We start from the raw sequence: 3,996 nt of genomic DNA on the forward strand, positions 1-3,996 counted from the left end.
TTAATGCTGAAGCCTATACGGTCATTGGCGGCTATGAAAGTGCCATAGACGCCAGTATTAATCTACTAGCATCGGGGCATCATGTTCGTGTATTGATGAAAGAATCGGACTGGAATAAACCAAGCAGTGATCCCAGTAAAATGCTTTCACCCTACAGTCTCGACAGATTCAATGAGGCTATCCAATCAGAACGTCTCACTATCACATTTGACGCGAATATCCAGTCCATTAAAAAGACAGCCGACGCATATATCGTATCCAGTGAGGATGGACGCCAATGGTCATCAAGGACGGCCCCTATTCTCGCTACTGGTTTCTTATCCGGTGGTGGCGCTAAGCAGATTGCACATTTATGGGAATGGGATGAAGACTGCCGAATTCTGCTGACAGAAGCTGATGAATCAACCTGTACGCCTGGGCTGTTTTTAGTTGGCCCACAAGTCAGACATGATGAGCAGCTTTATTGTTTTATTTATAAGTTTCGTCAGCGCTTTACTCAGCTCACTGAGCTGTTAGCGCTTTGCTTGTCTTTGGATAGCTCAGCATTAAATGCCAGAAATCCCTGGGCAGGCCAATGCGATGAAGAGCAGTGTGGAGATTGTGCATGTTAAACACGGCAAGCCTATCTACTCGTACAGGACTGGGAGCAACCGCACTTTTATTACTCTCCAGTCTGGTCACAGGCTCATGGATGGGTCATCAGGCACCTGTTATGGGCGCGGCCATCGGTCAATACACCGATCCTGTGCTGTTGTCTTTAATCATCTTGTTGTTTTCAAGTGTTCGATTTGATGCTTTATCCAATCTCAAACATAAACTGTCATTTCTTTCGATTAGCTTAGTCGCCAACTTTTTGATCGTGCCACTGATTGGTTACGGCATCGCCTCGCTGATATTACCTGATCATCCCTTAATCATGGTCGGGTTAATTATTTATTTTATGTCACCTTGCACAGATTGGTTTTTAGGCTTTACCCGAATTTGTCAGGGAGACACACTACTCGGCTCAGCGTTATTACCCATCAACATGGTCGTACAGTTGCTGTTGTACCCAATTTATCTGTCCGTGTTTACGCAAAATAATGTCAGTCTGGCATCCGATGTTATTGTGACTACATTCACCCAATGGTTTCTCACGCCATTGCTAATTGCAGTGGTCATACATCTTCTTATAAGGACCACATTACCTCAGTCTAAACGGCTTCAGTTATTTGACGGGATTAATCGACTCATTCCGATTGTGATATCCATTGTCATCTTTCAAATATTTGCCAGTAATTTTGGCATCATTATTGAGAATGTGAATGTCTTCATCAGTTTATTAGCAGGTGTATTCTGCTTTTTTGTGCTGACGTTTGCTCTTAGTGAAATCCTCAGTCGTTTTTTTAAGCTGCCTTACCAGGAACATGTTCTTTTGACCATGACGATAGCGGCACGTAATGCCCCGTTAATGCTGGCAGTGACGATGGTTGCCTTACCTTCACAACCTTTAATTTATGCCGCCATCGTTATCGGTATGCTGTTGGAGTTTCCTCACCTGACACTCATCAGTCATTTACTACTACGCTCCAAAGCGACTCATCAACATAAACATCGCTTACATGATTCTGAACAAGCTAATTAGCCATAGAGATAAGCCACAAGCTGAGCCTGCTCATCAGGCTATCAGCCACAGCTTTGCCCAAAATAATCGATATGTATTCAAACACTTATTTAAACATGGTGTTCACTCTTGGTTTTCTGACCATTTTATTTCTATCTGTCTAGCCTGTTCGCCAGGTATACATCCTCAAACTGAGTTTTAACTATGTCCATAAAACAACCACACGCAACATTCACTGTAAAATTTGGTGATTCTGACTACAGCTATGATGCTGCTATCACTGGCTATGATGTGATAACGGACATTTGTCCTGCTTATCGCTCAACAACAGTGGCACTTCAGGTCAATAACGTTTTACAGGATCTCAGCGATAGGATTAGTCATGATGCCACGGTAGAGCTGATACTGAGTGATAGTAAAGCAGGGCTTGAGATTATTCGTCACTCCAACGCCCACCTATTTGGTCATGCCATCAAACAACTATTTCCTGACACAAAAATGGTCATTGGCCCAGTCATTGAGAACGGCTTCTTTTATGATGTCGACAGTGACTATCACTTCTCTCCATCTGACCTCGACCTCATTCAAGAGCGTATGGAAACATTAGCCAAGACAGGATACGAGGTCATCAAAAAAAAGGTGCCCGTAGCGCAAGCGCGCGATCTATTTATGGAGCGTGGCGAAACCTACAAAGTAAACCTCATCGATGATATGGACACAGATATCAAAGAGGTGGGGCTTTATTACCATCAAGATTATATCGATATGTGTCGTGGTCCCCATGTGCCTAATATGGCTTTTTGCCGACATTTCAAACTCACGAAATTATCAGGTGCTTACTGGCGTGGCGATGCTAAAAACAAGATGCTGCAACGCATCTACGGCACAGCATGGAATAGCGCTAAAGAGTTACGCACCTACCTGCAAGCAATGGAAGAAGCGGAAAAACGGGATCACCGTCGTATCTGTAAAGCGCTCGACTTATTTCATTTTCAAGAAGATGCACCGGGTTCTGTATTTTGGCACCCAGGCGGCTGGTTAATTCTGCAAGAATTGATTGCCTACCTGCGTAGACGACAAAATACTGAGCATTATCAGGAAATCAACTCACCCGATATTATGGACAGAAGTCTGTGGGAAACATCTGGTCATTGGCAAAATTACCGAGATCATATGTTCACAACGGACACAGCGGATGGCCGATCCTTTGTGTTGAAACCAATGAACTGCCCTGGCAGTGTTTTATTACATCAGCATGATCTAAAAAGCTACCGTGATCTGCCTATTCGCATGAGTGAATTTGGCAAAGTGCATCGCTATGAACCTTCTGGTGCTTTACATGGCTTGCTTCGAGTCAGGCATTTCACCCAAGATGACGCTCATATCTATTGCACTCCCGAACAAATGCTCACCGAATGTATTGAAGCCATTAAGTTAACTCTGGATGTGTATCATCAGTTCGGCTTTGAAGACATTGACGTTAAATTGTCCACCCGCCCAGATCATCGCATTGGCTCTGATGATATCTGGGATTTACTTGAAAATACCCTGATTGATGCGCTTAAAGAACTGGATATTGTGGCTCAGCTAAATGAAGGTGAAGGGGCATTTTATGGTCCCAAACTCGAGTTTGTCATGCGAGACGCTATCGGACGCGAATGGCAATGTGGCACGCTTCAGGTCGATATGAACTTACCAGAACGCTTTGATTTACACTACATTTCAGAAACAGGTGAGAAAAAAAGACCGGCGATGATCCACCGCGCTTTGTTCGGATCATTAGAACGCTTTATCGGCATTTTATTGGAACATTATGCAGGCAAATTGCCGGCTTGGCTGATGCCGGTTCAGCTGGTTATTTGTACCATCAGTTCTGAGCAAACAGAATACGTTTCACAAGTCGTCAATATTTTACGACATTATGGTGTACGCGTTGAAATCGACACCCGTAGTGAAAAAATCGGCTATAAAATACGTCAGCATACCCTGAAATACGTCCCTTTTATTGCGATTGTCGGCGACAAAGAACAGCAAACTAAAACGCTCACTTTGCGTAGTCAAAATGGAAAACCATTAGGGACGTTTACCATCATCGAAGCCATGAATAAGCTGATTCAGGATTGTCAGAGGCCAGATATGGACGCGCGATTTCGTACCATACAAGACGCCATTGACACATTGTTGACCGATGCCGTGAGTGATACGCATGCGTAATCATCAATATCATGCTGACTTATTGATAAGCGATGGCAGAGTTCATACCCCCTCCGGTAAACAGGAAATGGATATTGCCTGTAAAAATGGGCAAATTGTAGCCATAGGTTCGCTGAAAAATAGCTGGTCAGCTGATGACGTTATACAAGCGTCTGGGCTGGATGTCTTACCTGGTGTCA

The 3,996-nt window shown here is 43.9% G+C and carries 3 protein-coding genes and 1 pseudogene; all 4 read left to right on the forward strand.

Annotated elements, in window-relative coordinates:
- A partial coding sequence (locus tag B4K20_RS08130) for an NAD(P)-binding domain-containing protein (protein ID WP_289282524.1) occupies positions 1 to 611 on the forward strand: 611 nt, incomplete at its 5' end.
- Positions 605 to 1,624: an arsenic resistance protein gene (locus B4K20_RS08135; protein ID WP_289282525.1), complete on the forward strand. Its 1,020-nt coding sequence runs from the start codon at positions 605 to 607 to the stop codon at positions 1,622 to 1,624. The genes B4K20_RS08130 and B4K20_RS08135, both read left to right, overlap by 7 nt.
- Before the next feature lie 183 nt (positions 1,625 to 1,807).
- Positions 1,808 to 3,817 carry a threonine--tRNA ligase gene (gene thrS, locus B4K20_RS08140; RefSeq protein ID WP_289282526.1) on the forward strand — a complete coding sequence of 670 codons (2,010 nt, stop codon included), beginning with the start codon at positions 1,808 to 1,810 and terminating at the stop codon, positions 3,815 to 3,817.
- Positions 3,810 to 3,996 (forward strand): annotated as a pseudogene (locus B4K20_RS08145) (dihydroorotase); the annotation flags it as partial. The gene thrS and the pseudogene B4K20_RS08145, both read left to right, overlap by 8 nt.

Origin of the sequence: Methylophaga sp. UBA5088, from assembly GCF_002414625.1 — a bacterium.
Lineage (GTDB): Bacteria > Pseudomonadota > Gammaproteobacteria > Nitrosococcales > Methylophagaceae > Methylophaga > Methylophaga marina.